14 protein-coding genes, 1 tRNA gene and 1 pseudogene are annotated in these 18,965 nt (G+C 62.1%); 12 read left to right on the forward strand and 4 right to left on the reverse strand.

The genetic code is table 11. The annotated features are described in order from the left end of the window. Positions 1-15 precede the first annotated feature (15 nt). The 8 genes from tolR to ACS8Y6_RS05695 all read left to right on the forward strand — a co-directional run bounded on the left by tolR (position 16) and on the right by ACS8Y6_RS05695 (position 5,962). Entirely contained in the window at positions 16-459 is a 444-nt protein-coding gene (tolR, locus tag ACS8Y6_RS05660) for a protein TolR (protein ID WP_440850535.1), read from the forward strand. Continuing rightward, a complete protein-coding gene (gene tolA / locus ACS8Y6_RS05665; protein WP_440855169.1) occupies positions 460-1,605 on the forward strand; it encodes a cell envelope integrity protein TolA in 1,146 nt (381 codons plus the stop codon). Further along, complete coding sequence (tolB, locus tag ACS8Y6_RS05670) at positions 1,602-2,918, forward strand: Tol-Pal system beta propeller repeat protein TolB (protein ID WP_440850537.1); 1,317 nt, start codon at positions 1,602-1,604, stop codon at positions 2,916-2,918. Before tolA ends, tolB begins: the two co-directional genes overlap by 4 nt. 75 nt (positions 2,919-2,993) lie before the next feature. Further along, entirely contained in the window at positions 2,994-3,578 is a 585-nt protein-coding gene (pal, locus tag ACS8Y6_RS05675) for a peptidoglycan-associated lipoprotein Pal (protein WP_440850538.1), read from the forward strand. Positions 3,579-3,594: 16 nt separating this feature from the next. Next, positions 3,595-4,371, forward strand: coding sequence for a tol-pal system protein YbgF (ybgF, locus tag ACS8Y6_RS05680; protein WP_440855170.1), 777 nt, complete (start codon positions 3,595-3,597; stop codon positions 4,369-4,371). 61 nt (positions 4,372-4,432) lie between these two features. Further along, the gene (gene queE / locus ACS8Y6_RS05685) at positions 4,433-5,101 is read left to right on the forward strand and encodes a 7-carboxy-7-deazaguanine synthase QueE (protein ID WP_440855185.1); all 669 of its coding nucleotides are present in this window, start codon (positions 4,433-4,435) and stop codon (positions 5,099-5,101) included. A 31-nt stretch (positions 5,102-5,132) separates the two neighbouring features. Next, positions 5,133-5,834, forward strand: coding sequence for a 7-cyano-7-deazaguanine synthase QueC (gene queC, locus ACS8Y6_RS05690; protein ID WP_440855171.1), 702 nt, complete (start codon positions 5,133-5,135; stop codon positions 5,832-5,834). Positions 5,835-5,886: 52 nt separating this feature from the next. Then, a tRNA-Lys gene (locus tag ACS8Y6_RS05695) sits at positions 5,887-5,962 on the forward strand. Positions 5,963-6,420: 458 nt separating this feature from the next. On the opposite strand, the gene ACS8Y6_RS05700 is transcribed toward ACS8Y6_RS05695, so the two are convergent. Both ACS8Y6_RS05700 and ACS8Y6_RS05705 read right to left on the reverse strand, forming a co-directional pair. Continuing rightward, a complete protein-coding gene (locus ACS8Y6_RS05700) occupies positions 6,421-8,955 on the reverse strand; it encodes a plasma-membrane proton-efflux P-type ATPase (RefSeq protein ID WP_440855172.1) in 2,535 nt (844 codons plus the stop codon). 402 nt (positions 8,956-9,357) lie between these two features. Then, positions 9,358-10,278 (reverse strand): annotated as a pseudogene (locus ACS8Y6_RS05705) (bifunctional enoyl-CoA hydratase/phosphate acetyltransferase); the annotation flags it as partial. A gap of 549 nt (positions 10,279-10,827) precedes the next feature. On the opposite strand from ACS8Y6_RS05705, the gene ACS8Y6_RS05710 reads away from it, so the two are divergent. The 4 genes from ACS8Y6_RS05710 to ACS8Y6_RS05725 all read left to right on the forward strand — a co-directional run bounded on the left by ACS8Y6_RS05710 (position 10,828) and on the right by ACS8Y6_RS05725 (position 15,163). Further along, positions 10,828-12,030, forward strand: coding sequence for a paraquat-inducible protein A (locus ACS8Y6_RS05710; protein WP_440851574.1), 1,203 nt, complete (start codon positions 10,828-10,830; stop codon positions 12,028-12,030). A gap of 95 nt (positions 12,031-12,125) precedes the next feature. Next, positions 12,126-13,721 carry a PqiB family protein gene (locus tag ACS8Y6_RS05715; RefSeq protein WP_440851575.1) on the forward strand — a complete coding sequence of 532 codons (1,596 nt, stop codon included), beginning with the start codon at positions 12,126-12,128 and terminating at the stop codon, positions 13,719-13,721. Between the two features lie 82 nt (positions 13,722-13,803). Next, positions 13,804-14,481 (forward strand): PqiC family protein, encoded by a 678-nt coding sequence (locus ACS8Y6_RS05720; protein WP_440855173.1) that lies wholly within the window; start codon positions 13,804-13,806, stop codon positions 14,479-14,481. 448 nt (positions 14,482-14,929) lie between these two features. Then, on the forward strand, positions 14,930-15,163 hold the full coding sequence (locus tag ACS8Y6_RS05725) for a hypothetical protein (protein ID WP_440851577.1): 234 nt from the start codon (positions 14,930-14,932) through the stop codon (positions 15,161-15,163). Between the two features lie 838 nt (positions 15,164-16,001). Here the strand turns inward: ACS8Y6_RS05725 and ACS8Y6_RS05730 are convergent. Then, entirely contained in the window at positions 16,002-17,375 is a 1,374-nt protein-coding gene (locus ACS8Y6_RS05730; protein ID WP_440855174.1) for a glutamate decarboxylase, read from the reverse strand. Between the two features lie 9 nt (positions 17,376-17,384). Continuing rightward, a complete protein-coding gene (locus ACS8Y6_RS05735; protein ID WP_440855175.1) occupies positions 17,385-18,827 on the reverse strand; it encodes an APC family permease in 1,443 nt (480 codons plus the stop codon). Between the last annotated feature and the right edge of the window lie 138 nt (positions 18,828-18,965).

The following is an 18,965-nucleotide window of genomic DNA, read 5'->3' on the forward strand; positions in this document are numbered from 1 at the left end:
GAAGGATCGTCGCTCATGAGATCGCGAAAAAAACGCCGTCTGACCGCCGAAATCAACGTCGTACCCTACATCGACGTGATGCTGGTACTGCTGATTATCTTCATGGTCACGGCTCCGTTGTTGACCACGGGCGTGAATGTCAATCTGCCCAAGGCGCCGGCCAAGGTGCTCGACATGAAGAACGATCATCCGATCGTTCTGACCGTGACCGCGAATGGCGACATGTCGCTCAACGTCGGCCCGTCGCCGGACAAGCCGTTGTCCCCGGACCAGATCACATCAACCGTGTCCAAGGTGCTCCACGAACGCCCCAACGCACCCGTTGCCGTACGGGGCGACGGCTCCGGCGCCTATGCCAACGTCGTGCGCGGCATGGTGTTGCTGCAGCGGGCCGGGGCCGGACATGTCGGCCTGATCACCAACAACATCGACAAATCGAAGCGTGGGAGCGGCGGCTAAGTGCTGGATTTGTTGTACAAGATCGGTGACAACTGGCGTGCGGTCATGCTCGCGCTCTTGCTGCACGGGCTCGTCGCGGCACTGCTGATCTTCGGGCTCGAGTTCTTCCACCCTGGGGCCTCGAAAGGCAACCACGGCCAATCCATTGTAGAGGCCTCGGTTGTGAGTACCCGCGATCAGCCCACCCAGCCGCCGACGCAGAAGGCCAGGCCGCAACCGGAGCCGAAGCCCAAGGCCAAATCCGACCAGCAGACCGAAGCAGCCAGGCAGAAGGCGGCCGAGCAGAAGGCGGCCGAGCAGGCGGCGCAGGCGAAGGCACAGAAGGAAGCCGCCGAAAAAGCAGCGCAGGCGAACGCGCAGAAGGAGGCCGCCGAGAAGGCAGCGCAGGCGAAGGCGCAGAAGGAGGCGGCCGAAAAAGCAGCGCAGGCGAAGGCGCAGAAGGAGGCCGCGGAGAAGGCGGCGCAGGCCAAGGCGCAGAAGGAGGCCGCGGAGAAGGCGGCGCAGGCCAAGGCGCAGAAGGAAGCCGCGCAGAAAGCGGCGCAGGAAAAGGCGCGGAAAGCTGCCGAGCAGAAGGCGGCGCAGAAAGCGGCACAGGAGGAAGCGCGAAAAGCCGCTGAGCAGAAGGCGGCTCGGGAAAAGGCGCAGAAGGAGGCCGCCCGCAAGGCGAAACAGAAGGCGGCCCAGGAGAAAGCCAGGAAGGAAGCCGAGGCAAGGAAGAAGGCTCAACAAGAAGCGGCGCAAAAGAAGCAAGCCGCCGAGGAGGCCGCGAAGAAAGCCGCGGCCGAGAAAAAGGCGCGTGAAGCGGCGGCGAAATCGGAACTCCGTAAGGCGCTGGCTCAGGAGTCCGCCGGCCGCCAGAGTGCGGCTAACCGAAAGGCGCTTGCGGCCTACAAGAGCGCGATCGAGGATAAGGTGGAGGGCAACTGGATTCGTCCGCCCGGCGTCTCTAATATCTCGTGCAAGGTCAAAGTCAAACAGTTGCCGGGTGGCCAGATCACCAATGTGCAGCTTCTCGGGTCTTGCGGTAGCCCGGCGATCGATCGGTCGGTCAAGCAGGCCATCTACAAATCCGATCCGTTGCCGGCACCGCCGTCGGACAATCTGTTTCAGCCAGAAATCGAGTTCACCTTCAGGCCGGACCAATGAAATACAGAAATCTTCACTCGCTCGTTGTCGGCTTCGCCGCCCTGTGCCTGATGGCCATCGCGATATCCCCGGCCCAGGCTGCGCTGCAGGTGGATATCACCAAGAGTTCGGATAGCGCCATTCCGATCGCGATTGCGCCGTTCGGCTCCGGTCAGAGCCAGAAACTGCCGGTCGACGTGGCCAGGATCGCAAGCCGCGACCTGGCCTCGACCGGGCTGTTCAAGATGTTTCCGCGCAGCAATATGCTGGCGCATCCGAGTTCGCCGGATCAGGTCAATTACGATAACTGGCGCACCCAGAATGTGGACAACCTGGTGGTGGGTTCGGCCGCGCCGAACGGCCAGGGCGGCTACAAGATCACCTTCAGCCTGCTGGATGTGGCTCAGGGCCAGTCGGTGGCCAGTTATCAGCTCAACGCGGGGGCCAATCAGTTGCGCCAGGCCGGGCATACCATCGCAAACCTGATCTATCAGCGATTCACCGGCAAGAAGGGCTACTTCCTCTCGCGCATCGCCTACGTGACGGTTACCGGCAGCTCGGCGGACCATCGCAAATTCCGTCTGGTGGTTTCGGATTACGACGGTAGTCATCCCAGCACCGTGTACTCCTCGCAGGACCCGATCATGTCGCCGGCGTGGTCGCCGGACGGCAGCAAGCTCGCTTACGTGGCCTTCAATGTCTACAAGGGCGTCAGCAGCGTCCGGGTCCAGGATCTGGCCACCGGCCACGTCCGCACGATCACTTCGGGGTCCGGGGTCAATGGCGCCCCGGCATGGTCGCCGGATGGCAAACGGCTCGCGCTGACGAAGTCGACCAACGGCAACAGCAATATTTATGTCTACAACCTGTCGACCGGCAAGATGCGGCAACTGACCCACGACAGCGCGATCGATACCGAGGCGGCGTGGTCACCCGACGGCCAGAACATCGCGTTCACCTCGGATCGGGGTGGCCAGCCCCAGATCTACGAAATGAGCAGCCAGGGTGGGCAGGTGCAGCGCCTGACTTACGACGGCCAGAGTAACCAACGCCCGGATTTCTCGCCCGATGGAAAATCGCTGGCCATGGTTCAGAAGAGCGGCAACGGTTTCCGCATTGCGGTGATGAACCTTGCCAACAATAATGTGCGCATCGTGAGCGACGGGCCGCTGGACGATAGTCCGGCCTTCGCACCCAATGGCCAGGCCATTCTCTACGCGACCCAGGGCAGCCGCAATTCACTGGCGACTGTTTCGGTCGACGGCAAGGCGAAATCCACGCTTTCCCAGGCCGGCGAAGTGCGCGAGCCCGCGTGGGGCCCGTTCGGAAACTGAGTTAACGGATTGATACGCCGGTCGGATTCCCCTTCAGGCGGCGGTTGACAAACAATAGCAAGGAGCGTTCGAGCAATGCGTCACTTCGACTTCCAATTCGCCCGCCGGCTGATGCTGGTGATGATGCTACTCGCCAGTGCGCTCGCAGTGACGGCTTGCGCCGGCAACAAGAACGTTCGCGGCAACGGCGGCATGCCGCAAGCCGGGATGCAGGGCAGCAACGGTCAGGCGTCCGGCACGGGCCAGCGTCGTGACATCGACGTGCGCGGTCTTCAGGATATCCCGCAAGGCGACCGTCACTTGTTCACCGACCCGAACAACCCGCTGTCGACCCGCACCATCTATTTCGCGCTGGACAGCAGCTCGATTGCGTCGAAGTACGGGAAGGTGATCCAGGCCCACGCCCACTATCTGGCCAATCACCCGAAGGTGCATCTGCGTCTGGAAGGCAACACCGACGAGCGTGGCACACGTGAATACAATGTCGCGCTTGGCGAGCGCCGCGCGGAATCGGTAAAGCAGGCACTGGTATTGTCCGGCGCCAACGCGAGCCAGATCACCACGATTTCCTACGGTGAAGAAAGGCCGGCTGTGCTTGGCCATACCAAAGCGGCGTACGCCAAGAATCGTCGTGTTGACTTCATCTACACGAATCAATAGTCGCTAGGGGCGAACGATGCGTAACGCGTTGATCACCACGATATTCGCCGCCACGGTCGCGCTTGCCGCGACTGGGCTGGCAGCCCATCCTGCCATGGCGGATTCCGCCGACAGCAACTCGCAGCCGTTGCGATTGGCCCAGAACGACAATGGCCCGAAACTGTTCACGCTGTATCAGCAGATTCAGAATCTCCAACAACAGGTCCGGGATCTGAACGGCCGGGTTGATACGCTGCAGCACAAGCTCAAGCAAAATGAGAAAGGCCAGCGCGATCTCTATCAGAATCTCGACAAGCGATTGAGCAAGCTGGAGAACGGCGGTGCGGGCGGCAGTGGCAGTAGCGGCAACGCTCATGGTAGTCAGGCGGCGACCGGCAACGATGACGGTAGCAATGCCTCGGATGTCGATGCCGCTACCCAGGCGGCTTACATGGACGGCTTCAACAAGCTCAAGAACGGCAAGTACGATGCAGCCATCGCCGCGTTCAAGCAGTTTGTCGCCCAGCACCCACACACCAGTCTCACCGACAACGCCTGGTACTGGCTGGGCGAGACATATTACGTCCAGCAGAAGCTCGGCCAATCGGAAAAGGCATTCGACACGGTCGTGAATCAGTTCAGTGATTCGTCCAAGGTGCCGTCGGCGTTGTACAAGATTGGCCTGATCAAAGCGGCGCACAATCACAGCGACAATGCCAAGGCGACATGGCAGCGCGTGGTCGATCAGTATCCGAACAGCGACGCCGCCGGTCTGGCCCGGAAGAAACTGCAGTCGCTGGGCAGCGGCGGCTGACGGATACGTAACCGTGCCCGACATACTCGACGTACGATCCGACGAGATCCGCCGCGACGGCGTGCAGAGCAGCCGTTGGGCACAGCGCGAGGATGCGCTGCGCATCACCGAAATATTCTGTTCCCTGCAGGGCGAGGCCCGTTCGGCTGGGCGAGTGTGCACCTTTGTTCGCCTGACCGGTTGCCCGCTACGCTGTCGGTACTGCGATACCGCTTACGCCTTTCACGGTGGCGAGTGGACCCGGCTGGACGACATCCTCGCCCGGGTGGATGCATTCGGTGCACGTGATGTCTGTGTGACCGGCGGCGAGCCGCTGGCCCAGCCCAACGTCGCGCCGCTCGTGCGTCGCCTGTGTGATGCCGGCTACGATGTGTCCGTGGAGACCGCCGGGGCGCTGGATATCCGGCCCATCGATGTGCGCGCCTCGCGGGTGGTTGATATCAAGACCCCTGATTCGGGCGAAGCAGCCCGTAATCGGTGGGATAATATCGATGCACTCACCGACCATGACCAGCTGAAGTTCGTGATCTGCTCGCGTTCGGATTACGAGTGGTCCAAGTCGCGTCTGGCGGAAATCACGCCGCCGCCGGGATGCATGATCTGGTTTTCGCCCAGCCACGGTGAAATCACCGCGCGCGACCTCGCCGACTGGATCGTCGCCGATCGCCTGCCTGTGCGCTTCCAGCTCCAGCTGCACAAGCAGCTCTGGGGCGACGCGCCGGGCCATTGAACGACATCACTCCCGTTTTTCAGGAAAATCCATGTCTTCGTCCGATCAGCCCCTGGCCGTCGTTCTGCTGTCCGGCGGTCTCGATTCAACCACATGCCTGGCCGAAGCGGCGGCCGCCGGGTATCGCTGTTATGCGCTGAGCTTCGACTATGGCCAGCGCCATACCGCGGAACTTACCGCGGCGAAACGGATTGCGGCTGCGGCCGGGGTGGCCGAGCACAAGATCGTCACCATCGACTTCGACGGCATGGGCGGCTCGGCGCTCACCGACGACCGCATCGATGTGCCCGAAAGTCCGACCGAGGGCATACCCTCGACCTACGTGCCTGCGCGCAATACGCTTTTCCTGTCGGTCGCGCTGGGTTGGGCGGAAGTGCTGCATGCCGAGGGGATCTATATCGGGGTCAATGCCGTCGACTATTCCGGCTACCCGGACTGTCGGCCCGAATTCATCGAAGCATTCGAACGCATGGCCGCGCTCGCGACCAAGGCCGGGGTCGAAGGCTATCCGGTTGCGCTAAGGACGCCCCTGATGCATCAGACCAAAGCCGAAATCATTCAGCGCGGGCAGGCGTTGGGCGTCGATTACAGCCAGACCGTGACCTGCTATCAGCCCGACGCGGATGCCCGGGCCTGTGGTCGCTGCGATGCCTGCCGACTGCGCCGTGCCGGGTTCGAGGCCGCCGGCGTGAGCGATCCGACCCGCTACCAGCCGGACGCGCCGAACGCCTGAATCGCAGGGGTGGCAAAATCGCCATTTTCCGGTATCATTCGCGCTCCGCGTGGGGCCGTTAGCTCAGTTGGTAGAGCAGTTGACTTTTAATCAATTGGTCGCTGGTTCGAATCCAGCACGGCCCACCAGAACCTGGCTGCGAGGCCGTTGAAAGCCGCTTTTCCGATGGGTCAGGCGGCTTTTTTACGCCCAAGATGATCCCGCACGGTGGATTGCCCGTGGATTGAATCCCCGACAAGTTCGAACGCACCGACCGCCGTTTCGCGGTGTCGCGTGCGCCCCGTGTGTCGCGACCTTGGCGCTTGTGCTCCCGTATCGCGGTTTCTCGGTCGGGGGCAGACCCCCGATCCGTGCCAGCGCGTGCGGCTTGCTACCCCGGGTCTGTCCGAAGCCTGGCGGGGTGTGGGCCCATCGGGGTGACGCCGTGTTGTCCTGGTTTGGTCGAGCGCCTTGGGCGTGACGGACGAGGCCGCGCTGAACAATTCCGTGATGAATACGACGGTAAGCGGATTAGCCAGCCGGGCGCGCCGGGCAATGGTGTCTTGGTTTCGCCGTTGTACGGTTACGTTGCGTGAGTGCGCCGCTATTACGAATCCCGACGGCGGCGCTGGGTGGCCGCTGGCTGCAAGGACTCAGTGAGCACGCCGAGGAAGCGACGATGATGGCGCGAGCGCTGTTCGACGAGTCGATAAGTGCCGAGCTTGGCAAAGTTCATAATCATCATCCAGGCGATTTCATAAAGCCAGATAAGACCGATAGCCGCCCAGGAGATCGACGGCATCAGCCAGCCGAACGTTACAAAACACACGCCTGTAATCTGGGTACCCACGATGGCGGTGAACAGTTGCCAGGACGGGTAGGGCGGACGCCAGAGTGGGTGTCGTGAGCGCGTGACGAACAGCAACAGGTGGCCGCCGGCGATAAAAGCCAGAAACATCATCGTCTGGGTTTGGGCCAGTGCTACCCCGAACACATCCCGGGCGAGCAGATACAGCCCGAAACTCTGGGCCAGCGACAGCGCGCCCATGACCGACGAAATCGCGAGCAGTCGATCCATTTGCCAGCGCACCGGCCTTTGGCTGGTCTCGGCGTTATCCCAGGCAATGGTCATGATCGGGATGTCGTCGAGTAGCGCCAGGAGGATGATCATGATCGTGGTCAGCGGATAGCTGTTGTAGATGAGCATGGTCAGAACCACGAATACCATGATGCTCAGCGTCATGGAGATGCGATAGATGGTGTAGCTCATCATCCGTTCGAAGATGCGCCGCGCCTCCTCCACCGCACCGATAATCACCGACAGCCCCGGCGCAGTCAGAATGAGACTGGCCGCGCTGCGCGCGGCGTCGGTCGCACCGGAGACCGCGATGCCGACTTCGGCTTGCTTGAGCGCCGGCGCGTCGTTTACGCCGTCGCCGGTCATGGCGACGATGTGGCCGGCATCCTGCAGTGCCTTGACGATGGCGAATTTGTGCTCGGGGAAAACTTCGGCGAAACCGTCTGCATCCTCGATCGCCTGGGCCGCCTCGGCGGATACACCTCGCTGCCCGCTTTCATCCATCAATAGGGCGCTGGCCGGATGGATATTCGTGCCCATGTCGAGATCGCGTGCGATCTCGCGCGCGATTGCGGTGTTGTCGCCGGTGATCATTTTCACGGCAATACCGTGCGCTCGGGCATTGGCCAGCGTCTGCTTGGAATCGGCGCGCGGCGGGTCGTACAACGGCAGAATGCCGAGACAATGCCAGCCGTCGTCGGCGCGCGATGTGGCCACGCCGAGGGTACGAAATCCTCGGCCCGCCGCCGAGTCAACGATCTTTTGCGCGCGCGTTAGTGCTTCGCCGGACAATGCGCAGAGTTCGAAAATGACCTGTGGCGCGCCCTTGCTGACCTGGAATTCAGTCCCGTCCTGGGTCTGAATGCTGGCCTCGGTGCGCTTGTGGGTCGGGTCGAAAGGCTTAAAACGCGTCTGCTGGTAGTGTTTGAGTACCGAGGCATCGGGCAGAGCCTCGATGATGGCGGTATCAATGGCATCGCGGTTTTCGGCCCGGGAAGCCAGCGCGCCATATAGGACGATGTCGTCGTCTTCGGCCGCATCCAGCAATGTCGGCTCGCCCAGGGTCAAACGATTCTGGGTCAGCGTGCCGGTTTTGTCCGTGCACAGCATGTCGACGCCGGCCATCTCTTCGATGGATTCCAGACGCGCCACGATCGCTTTCATCCGGGACAACGCAAGTGCACCCAGTGCCATGGTGACGGAAAGTACCGCGGGCAGCGCCACCGGGATGGAGGCGACCACGACGATCAACACGAACGACAACAGTTCCAGCACCGGCATGCCGCGTGCGATCTCGACGCCGACCAGCAGGGCCGAAAGGGCGCCGGCGGAGATGATCAACAGATTGCCGATATGCAGTACCGCGCGCTGGAAATGGGACGTTGCCCCGGCGCTCTCGACTAACTTGGCCGTTTTGCCGAAGGCGGTGTGCGCCCCGGTGGCACAGACCACGGCGACCATCTCACCTTCCTTGATAAGGGTGCTGGAGTAGGCCAGATCGCCGGTTTTTTTATTCGCCGGCAGCGACTCACCGGTTAGCGCCGATTGGTCTATGGATAGATAGTCGCCCTCGAGTAGCTTCACGTCGGCCGGTACAACGTCGCCGAGCCGCAGTCGTACGATGTCACCCGGCACCAGCAGTGCCGCCTCAATCTCTCGCCAGGTACCGTCGCGTAGCGCCCGGGCTTTAAGTGCCAGCTGGCCCTTGAGCGAGGCCAATGCGTCGGCCGCTGATTTTTCCTGCCAGAAGCCGATGCCGCCGTTGATGATGAGCATGGCGACGATGACGGCCAGGCTATCCCAATCCGCGTTGACCGCTGAAAGCACGGCGGCGATTTCAATCATCCCCGGGATCGGCCCCCAGAAATAGGACAGCAATACACGCCACAGGGGCGTGTGCTGTTCGCTCAGCTGATTTGCACCATACTGATCGAGCCGTTGTCTCGCCTGATCCTCGCTGAGGCCGTCACTCGAACTGTCGAGTTTGGCAAGCGCTGCATCGTTATCCAGGGAGGCAAAGGCGTTTGCGCCATCGGTCTGGCGTTCGGATTGTTTGTCACTCATGCGGGGCCTGTCCTTCCTGGTCTTGTGACGGGCATGGCCGGGATGCCGTCGGTGTCTTGTCATCCGTTTCCGGGTCGATGCCCGACGATCTCGACCCGCTCGCCGGCGCTATGCGCACGAGGCAAGACGACCCGTCTCTGCTTGGTCGTTGTGTTGTCGGGTTCATGTCATCCACGCCCGGTGAGCCCGGCAACGATTCAACCGTGTCGGGAACTGCCGCGGAGGCCGCAGCCACCGCGAGCCCGGCTGTGGCGGGGCGAGCCGACGCGTGGATATGCGATCCGGCGTCACGGCCATGCATGTCTCGGTCCGGGAGAACGTCAGGGTGCACATGGCCGCAGTGCGTGCCCACTGGCGTCCGGTCCAGTGTGCTGCAGCCGGTTGAGTTAGCAGCGCTATAGCTCATACGCCGCGCCCGCCTTCGCGCTGCCACTGTCGGTAGCGCGTGGCCACCGCACAGGAAGCCAGGCGGGAGAGCATGTTGTCGGCGCGGCTGGTCAGCATGATCGGGACACGTGCGCCTACCACCATGCCGGCGAGGTGGGCATCGCCGAGATACTCGAGCTGTTTGGCGATCATGTTGCCGCACTCGAGGTCGGGGACGACCAGCACGTCGGCGCGACCGGCCACCTCGGATCGAATATGTTTTGTGGTCGCCGCTTCGGGCGAAACGGCGTTGTCCAACGCCAGTGGCCCGTCGAGTGTGCCGCCGATGATCTGCCCACGGTCGGCCATCTTGCACAGGGCCGCGGCATCCAGTGTGGCTTGCATCTTCGCGTTGATCGTTTCCACGGCACATACGATCGCGACTTTCGGCACTTCAATGCCCAGGGCCCGCGCAAGATCAATGGCGTTCTGCACAATGTCACGCTTTGCCATCAGGTCCGGCGCGATGTTGATCGCAGCATCGGTGATCAGCAGCAGCCGGGGATAAGTGGGTTCATCGACCACGAACACGTGACTCATGCGTTGCTCGGTGCGCAGCCCCGCATGGCGGGCGACGACCGCATGCATCAACGCCTCCGTATGCAGCGCCCCCTTCATCAATGCCTCGACCTCGCCGGTCCGCACCAGCGTCACGGCACGGGCTGCCGCTTCCTGCGCGTCGCCGACATCGACGATTCGTGTATCGCCCAGATCGAGACCGGACTGCTCGGCTACGGTACGGATTTGAGCGGATGGGCCGACCAGCACCGGATCGATCAGACCGTGAGCGGTCGCCACCAACGCGCCATTGAGCGCGACGGCGTCGACGGGTTGCACAATCGCCGTGGCGAGCGGTGCGGCCGGTCGGGTACGCTCAATCAGAGCCTGCAAGCGCTGACCGGGCAACGCTGCCTCGGTATTGATCGGATCGGCTTGTATGGCGCTGCGTATTCGCGTGGGCTTGTGCGTGGACATCTCGCTTTTTCATCGAACCACGGATCAACTCGATACCAGATTAGGCGACCGGAGGTTAAGCGTTTTGATCCGCATCAATAAGCACCCAACCGAGTTGAGGCCCGATACATTTCCAATGTTGGTGTGCATCGTCACGCCTGAAGAGTTCCTGGTCGCCATCCGATGACCGTCGACGGTGCCACGGCCCGGTTCGGCAACGATGCCCGCGAGCTCGCCGGCGTCGGCAGCGGGCCGGTGCCCTGGACCGGCCATCCGCATGCGCTAAGGCTTGAACGCCCGCCGCTGGCTGGCCCGATCCAGCAACGTCAGGATATGTGGCCCGGGCATAGCCGCTCTGAGCTTGTAAAATGGCTTCGGGCGCGCACGCGATCGAGCGCAGCAGCACGATCGCCGAGACGGTCCAGACAACGTAACTCGAACCCACGCGTGTCCGGCGCACCTGCGGCGTTTCCGGCTTGTTGAGGATTGTGCATGGCCATTGCTTGTCCCGACTGCGGTGAAGAACAGTCGATCCCCGCGCTCGTCGAAAACACGGTCGCGGAGTGCCGTCGTTGCGGCCGTTTGCTCGATCAGTTCAACGAGTCGGGGCTGTCGATCGCGCTGGCTTGGTCGTGGGCGTCTTTATTGTTGCTGCTTCCGGCCAATCTGCTGCCGCTGATGCAGGTTTCGATCGGCCACGACCGGCGGGCCGGCTATCTCTCGTCCGGCGTGCACGCGTTGGCGGTCGAGCATTGGCCGCTATTGGCCCTGATGTTCGCGGCGTTTACGATCGTATTCCCGTTCCTGTACGTTGGCTTGATCACGACGGTTCTAACCACATTGCATCTGGGCTACAGACCGAAGTGGGTAGGCCGGCTATTCCGGTACGCACATCAAATCCGGTTGTGGTCGATGCCGGATGTGCTGGTTCTGGCGGGCCTGGTCGTGTTCATGCGCACGCAGGTGCAGATGCAATCCCATATAGAAGCCGGCGGCTGGTGTCTGATCTCGGCCGCCGTATTGCTCATACTGATGCCCCACTCGTTTGCCGAGCATCGGGTGTGGCGATTGATCGCACCCGACTTGCCCGAGCCCCGGAACGAGTCGTCTCTCAGTTGCGATGTGTGCAACCTGATTCTGCCGCTGTCGATGGAGCAAAAACGATGTCCCCGCTGTCGGCGCCGCCTGTATCTGCGCAAACCCAACGCCCTGAATCGTACGGCCGCGCTGGTGGCTGCGAGTTACGTGCTGTACTTTCCGGCCTATTATTACCCGATGAGCACGACGGTACAGCCGAATGGCGTGCAGCAATACACGATCATGCAGGGGATAAGGCAGCTCGTGAACGCCGGGTATTGGGAACTGGCAGTGATCATCTTCACCGCGTCCATATTGATTCCGATGCTGAAGCTGATCGGCTTGAGTTGGCTTTACATGAGCGTGCGTTATCCGTCCCAAAGGACGCTGGTGCTGCGCACGCATCTGGCACGCATCATCCATCGGATCGGGCGCTGGTCCAATACCGACCCGTTCATCGCCGCCCTGATGGTGCCGATGATTTCCTTTCACGGCATTGCCAACGTGCATCTTGGCAAGGCCGCGCTACCCTTTGCGCTGGTGGTCACCCTGACCATGCTGGCATCGCGCTCGTTTGATACCCGCTTGATGTGGGATGCCGCCGAGGCCCGTTCATGAGTGGCGCGGACGACACAAAAGGCGCGGCCGAAAACGAAATCGACGCCCCCCGGGCACGGGTGCGGCGGACGCCCTGGCGCGGCTGGATTTGGTCGGTGCCGCTGGCGGCCCTGATCATCGTCGGGTATCTGGTGGTACGGACGTGGTTATTGGCCGGCCCCACGATTACGATCATCTTTCCCAAAGCGGCCGGCATTTCTTCGTCGGGCTCGTCGCTGCAATACAAGGGCGTGCAGGTCGGCCAGGTCGAAAACGTCGAACTGACGCCGGACCGGCATGCGGTGAAGGTGACCGTGGGGGTGCAGGACGGCGTATCCGACTTCCTGCGTAGCGGTACCCAGTTCTGGGTCACCCAGCCCAGCATTCTGTCCGGACAGCTGGGCGCGCTGCTGTCCGGCCCGAATATCATCATGCAACCCGGGCCGGGCCATAAAAGCCACCGCTTCACCGGGCTCTTGCATCCGCCGGCGACGGCGCCGAACCAGGCAGGACGATCGGTCACGCTGTACGCGTCGTCGGCGAATGGCTTGCAGTATGGCACGCCGGTTGTCTACCACGGCCTCAAGGCGGGAAAGGTACTGGCGACCGGCTACGACAGCAAGCGCAATGCCATACGTATAAAACTGTTCATCAAAAAGCCATTTGCAGGTCATTTGCACGACGCCGGTACGGTTCGATTCTGGCGGGCATCCAGTTTCGGCGTCGCAACGGATAACGCCGGCGTTCATGTGGACATCCCGCCGCTCGACGAAATACTCCATGGCGGCATCGCTTTCGACGTGATGGGGTCGAGCAAGCAGGCGGCAGGCGCCCCCACGATCGATCCGCATCTCTACGCCAGCGCCGACGCGGCCAGCACGGTGATGACCGGCCGCCATCTATTGTTTTCCACGCGGCTGGCGTCGACGGCGGCCGGTGACATCGGGCCGGGTACGCCGGTGAAACTGGACGGCATTCGGGTCGGTACCGTGCGCCATGTTTCGCTGACTTACGATCCCAGGCAGCAGGCCATGCAGGTGCCGGTGACATTCGATCTCTATCCGGATCGTTTTGGTTTCAAGAAATCCGCGACAAACAAGCCGGCCGGTTTCGATCAGGTCCTGGCGACGCTGGTCAAGAAGGGATTACGGGTGCAGTTGACCACGGCCAATCTTGTCCTTGGCAGCCGGCAACTGTCCCTGGTGATGGCCGGCAGCGCCGGGCAGGCCACACTGGATACGTCGGCCAACCCGCCGCGTATTCCGGCCGTCGAAACGGCCGGTATCAATTCGGTCCTCGCCTCGGTAAGCCAGCTGACGCAGACCTTGAACGCCAAGGTTAAGGGAGTGCCGCTCAAGGCGATCGGCAGGCATGTGCTGAAATCGAGCGCGCGCGCTCAGGCATTGCTGGATTCCCCGCAGGTTGCTGCGAGCATCCGTCATCTGGACCGGACGCTTGCCAACGCGCAGGCCATTACGGCCGCGGCCAACGGCCAGGTCGGGCCGACACTGAAAAGCTTGCGGCAGGTTTCCGAGTCGGCGAGGCAGACCGCGAATACCATCAATCGGCTGGCGGGCGGCTCCCTGGGGGATCAGCAAAACATGCAACAATTGGTATCGGAGTTGACGCAGACCGCCCGCTCGGTGCGTGGCCTGGCGAATTATCTCCAGCAACATCCGGAAGCTTTGCTTTATGGCAAGAAGAGGCACTAGTGCCCTGTAGAATCGATTCACGTCATGGGTTTCGAGCGATTTTCCGCGCCGGGCAAGGCGCGGATACGAGCCGTATCAGGCCATGCGGCGAATGGCCGTGCCGCCGCATGGCGCGAAGAAGTGGCGAAATAGGGCGATGAATTTGCGTTACAGGACACGAGTGGGTGGCTACACCACAGCGCTTGTCGCGCTGGGGCTATTGCTGGGATTGAGCGGCTGTGCCAGCAGTCCACCGACGCAATTCATCGAACTCGACGCGCAGGCGCCCAAGGCCGCGAATGTCGTTCACTCGGTCGGCATCGCGCCCATCACGATGGGGCGGGTGTCCCTGCCGGCGAGCCTGGACCGGCTGGCCCTGGTGCGTCGTACCGGGGCCAATCGACTCGATATCAGCCAAGCGGTGGAATGGGGGGGGCCGCTGGATAGTCTGGTGCGACAAACCCTGGGCTCCGACCTGGCAGCCCGGCTCCCGCGGCAGGCGTACACGCCGTCCGATCAGATCCCGGCCGGTGCGCAGCAGGGTTTTCACTTTCTTGACGTGACATGCCAGACGTTTTCGGCCGGTGCGAACAACCGGGTGACACTGGCTGCCCACTGGAGTCTGGTCGACGGAAAGACGCATCGCACGATAATCGCTAAAAGCGCGACGATCCATGTACAAGCGGCCTCCGCTGGCGGCGGTGACATCGCTGCGGCGATGAGTCGCGCCCTGGCTTTGTTAAGCGACCAGGTCGTCAGCGCACTCGCAAGGAAGCCGTGACACGATATTAGCGGTGTTCAGTTATTAATCCGGCATCAAAACAGCTGACTTCGTCAGCTGTTTTCAACGCCTTCAAAGACAAAAGCCGGCGCCTGTTCGTGTTTTATTTTTGAAGGCTTCGCGGCCAATGGCCGCGGCGAGCGTGCGTTCGCATACGCGCGCTATTAACCCGAAAAATCATCTATTTTTGTGCCGGGTCAATAACCAGGCTTTTGCAGCAAAGGAGGCGAGCCTCGCGTAACCCATTGATATAAGGCTTTGGATAAAGCCATCCGAGGTTCGCCTGTGTCGGATTCCAACGTCTCACCGCTCCGATTTGACCCATCGATGGCCTGACGGTAATCGTGAAGATACTTGTCGCTTCTGCGGATGGTCCGAGTTGATCTGCTGAGGGGATTTGGATTTATCTTTTTCGTTCGCTTTGAGGGTGTAGAAAAATTAACTGCCGGTGATAAACGCAATATCAGATCGTTACGTAGGTCGCTATCTGCGCACGTTACTGGTTCACGGCGCCCGGGCCTTATTGACCCAGGCCGAACGCCTGCCCGGTCAGCGGGGCGCGTGGGTGCGCCAACGGATCGCCCGCAATGGCCGCAACAAGGCGGCGGTGGCGCTGGCCAACAAGAACACGCGGATTTTATGGGCGCTGATGCACAGCGGCGAATCGTATCAGCCGGCCTGAGCGTGAGATCGGAACCCATGACGACATCGCGCATCCACATCACCGAACACAACCGATATTCAAGGAGTTCAAGCGGTCAAGGCTGATGGCGCTGACCGCGCCCCGAGTCGGCAGCCCCGACTGATGAACAACAGGTCAAACCGACGCCCCCGATACGCCGGCTAATCCACGGGCCCACGAGGCCGATAGGTCGATTGCGCGCTGGGGCGTGCGGACTCTCATCAAGGCCCGGCACCGTCGATGTGCCACCCAGAGGCCGGATATACGGACGCTGCCTGCTCTGTTTTATTGTCGAGGCTTGCTTACTGGAGCGGATCCATATACGGATTAGGTGCTTGCACCGTAATCCGACAGCCGAGCCTCGGCACTCGCCGATTGAGCGTCGGATCGCGCGCTGCGCGCTAATCCGACCTACACCCAAGACATTGTTTTTAAATTCGGTAGGCGGAATAAGGGTTTGTCTACACCCTCTTTTTCCGGATTGAGAAACACGGTTCGGGCGATTCATTCGAGCCTGTTCCGACTTTTTTCGCCGCGTAGCGGCTTCGTTCAACAACACAATCAAGTCGCTCACTACGCATGCTCAGACGCAGCGGCGTTACTCGCCTTATTGTGAACGTTGACCGGCCGCTTCCCGCGTAGAGCCGACTGAGTATGACCGAAGCGCGACCGCCCGCAGAGCGTCGAGCGCTGAATCCATCAGGGCTGACTGATGAGATGACAAGTTTTAGACTGCTGGTTCGGGTATTCAACTTGGCAATATTGTTCTGCCGAGTCTGCGGCAGAAAAATCGGGCCGGGACAGCCCGCGATAGCTGCAAGATTCACGCGCGGACTGATCAGCCGTGATGGAATTGTCCGCCAGAGCGCCGGGGAGATTCCGGAGGCGAGGTCTCGAGTTCGTGGACGGCTTTGCGGAGATCGTCGAGCAACAGATCGGCCATGTCGCGTGAGAATCCCTCGCGTACCACGATGCGGAGTACAGCGACGGATTCTGCCTCGGGCGGCATGGTGTAGGCCGGCACCTGCCAGCCGCGCACGCGCAGGCGCTCAGAAACGTCGTATACCGAATACCTCGAAGTATCCTTGAGCCTGAACGCGAATACGGGAATGGTGTCGCCCCGGCTCAGCAGCTCGAAATGACCGAGTTTTTCGATGCGTTCGGCCAGTCCGGTGGCCGTTTCCTGCAGCGTATGCATGATGCGGGTGTAGCCCGCGTGGCCCAGACGCAGGAAATTGTAATACTGTCCGATGACCTGATTGCCCGGGCGCGAGAAGTTCAGCGTGAAGGTGGGCATGTCCCCGCCCAGGTAATTCACGTGGAAGACCAAGTCGTCCGGCAGATGCTCCCTGTCACGCCACAGTACCCAGCCGACACCCGGGTAGACCAGCCCGTACTTGTGGCCCGAGGCGTTGATGGAGACCACGTTGGGCAGACGGAAGTCCCAGCGCAGTTCGGGGTGGATGAACGGGGCGACGAAGCCGCCGCTGGCCGCGTCGATATGCAGCGGCACGGCCAGGCCGTGGGCCGCGTTATAGGCCAGGACGGTATCGTGGATGGCCTGGATGGGATCGAACTCGCCGGTGAAGGTGGTACCCAGTATGGCTACCACCCCGATGGTGTTTTCATCGACGCGGCTGGTCACTTCCTCGGGGGTGATGACGTAGCGGCCCTCGCGCATGGGGATATAGCGCGGCTCCACCTCCCAGTAGCGGCAGAACTTCTCCCACACGACCTGCACGTTGCTGCCCAGAATCAGGTTGGGCCGGTCGGCTGGCCGGCCCGCGGCCTCCCGCCGGGCCCGCCAGCGCCACTTCAGCGCCATGCCGGCCAGCATCACCGCTTCGCTGGATCCGATGGCGGAGACGCCCACGGGGTCGGCATCCTCGGGCGCATTGAACAGCCGCGCGATCATGTTGACGCAGCGTGTCTCGATCTCGGCGGTCTGCGGATACTCGTCCCGGTCGATCATGTTCTTGTCGAAGGTCTCGGCCATCAGCCGCTCGGCCTCGGGCTCCATCCAAGTGGTCACGAAGGAGGCCAGGTTCAGCCGGGCGTTGCCGTCGAGCATGAGCTCATCGTGGATGAGCTGGTAGGCCGTGCGCGGGGGCATCTCGGACTGGGGGAGGGCGTATTTAGGCACCGGGCGCGACATGGCTCGCGAGCCGTAGGTGGGCGCAAGCTCGGCGTCGGGTTTCAACTTCTTGACCATGGTTTTCCGTCACTCCGTTCCGGTATGGCTGCGCCAGGCAGGGCGGCGCCAGCGGTAAAGCAGCAGCGGCAGAATCAGCATAACCGCCAATGCGGCGAGCATGCCCGAGGCATACAAGGCCGTCGCGAACCCGTTGCCCGGCGGCAGGAGGCCGATGACAAGGCAGACTGTCGTGGTGGCAAAACCCGTGCCCGCAACGCACCACAGGCCCCAGGTCCGTCCCCCGGGTACGCGATACGGTCGTGGCGTGTCCGGCTCACTGTAGCGCAGCCGGATCGCGGCGGCGAACAGCAGTAGATACATTCCGCAGTAGAGCACCACGGCCATGGAGGTGAGTATCAGAAAAGCGGTATCCACGGACGGTACGACGAGAAACACGAGGGCTACCGCGCTCATGGCCAGCGCCTGCAGCATCAGCAGATTGCTCGGTACGCCGTGACGGTTTACTGACTGCAGACAAGGGGGCAGGTTGCCGTCGCAGCCGGCCGCCCACAGCCCCTTGACGGGGCCGACCACCCAGGTACTGACCTGCCCGGCGGCGCCCAGCGCCACCAGTACAGCGGCTGCCGGAACAAGCACTGCCAGGTGCCAAGTGGCAAACAGTGCCTGCAATGCCTGCACGCTGCCCGAGACCATGTCCAGGCGGCTCGCGGGCACCACCACGGCCACGGCGAGTCCGCCCAGCAACGTCAACACAAAGCCGATCACGGCGGCGGCGAAGACGGCGATCGGATAATTCCGGCGCACGTTGCGGATCTCGCGCGCATGGCTGGCCGATACCTCGATGCCGACCACGCCGAATATGAAGCTCAAAAACAGCACCAGGCTCTCCCGCGGGTGGGACAGGGGTAGCCAGCTGGAGGGCGCGGTCGAGAAGGACAGGTGAACGGGCTTGCCTTGCGCCACATAGACGATGGTCATTGATATAAGTATGACGCTGGGTAGGAGTACGCCGGCGCCCAGGCACAGGCTGGAGATCACCCCGGAGGCCCGGGTCCCGCGCAGGTTGGCGAAGGTGGCGATCCAGTAGACGGCGAGTATGATGGCGACGACGAAATCGCGGTCGCCCGCCAGGCGCGGATCGAACGCATAGGCCAGACTGGCAGCGACATAGGAGAGGATGGAGGTGATGCCGAACAGGCTTTGCACCCACTGCAGCCACACCGCGACCAAGCCCCAGCGGGTGCCGAATGCCTCCTCCAGCCAGTGGAAAACGCCGTTGTTGGGCCACGCAGTGGCCAGCTCGGCCGAGACCAGGGCGATGGGCACGAGAAAGGCAAATACCGTGACCAGATTGAAGAACACCATCTGCAATCCGGTGTCCGCCATCATCGGCATATTGCGCAGTGTGAGGAAGAGTGCGGTCGTCATCAGAGTAAGCGCAAGGGCTCCTATACGCTTGGACGTACCGGTGTCCGTTCCCAACGTGGACTGCTTGATGGCGAGGCTCAATTTCAGGATTCCTGCATCGGACTGGGGCCTGTTGCCGTTTCGTCCGCGTCCGCGCCAAGCGCTGTTGTGCGGCAAGACGAGGCGTAGCGAACGTAGCGTAGTCGTTCTACGTGAGAGAGCACCAACGCTGGATTGCCG

It is taken from the genome of Salinisphaera sp. RV14 (assembly GCF_052044135.1).
Taxonomy (GTDB): Bacteria; Pseudomonadota; Gammaproteobacteria; order Nevskiales; family Salinisphaeraceae; genus Salinisphaera.

Coding starts and splice junctions, on each gene's coding strand:
- tolB (WP_440850537.1), top strand. CDS start 1,602: ATGAAATACAGAAATCTTCACTCGCTCGTTGTCGGCTTCGCCGCCCTG.
- queC (WP_440855171.1), top strand. CDS start 5,133: ATGTCTTCGTCCGATCAGCCCCTGGCCGTCGTTCTGCTGTCCGGCGGT.
- pal (WP_440850538.1), top strand. CDS start 2,994: ATGCGTCACTTCGACTTCCAATTCGCCCGCCGGCTGATGCTGGTGATG.
- ACS8Y6_RS05710 (WP_440851574.1), top strand. CDS start 10,828: ATGGCCATTGCTTGTCCCGACTGCGGTGAAGAACAGTCGATCCCCGCG.
- ACS8Y6_RS05730 (WP_440855174.1), bottom strand. CDS start 17,375: ATGGTCAAGAAGTTGAAACCCGACGCCGAGCTTGCGCCCACCTACGGC.
- ACS8Y6_RS05720 (WP_440855173.1), top strand. CDS start 13,804: ATGCGGCGAATGGCCGTGCCGCCGCATGGCGCGAAGAAGTGGCGAAAT.
- tolR (WP_440850535.1), top strand. CDS start 16: ATGAGATCGCGAAAAAAACGCCGTCTGACCGCCGAAATCAACGTCGTA.
- ACS8Y6_RS05700 (WP_440855172.1), bottom strand. CDS start 8,955: ATGAGTGACAAACAATCCGAACGCCAGACCGATGGCGCAAACGCCTTT.
- ybgF (WP_440855170.1), top strand. CDS start 3,595: ATGCGTAACGCGTTGATCACCACGATATTCGCCGCCACGGTCGCGCTT.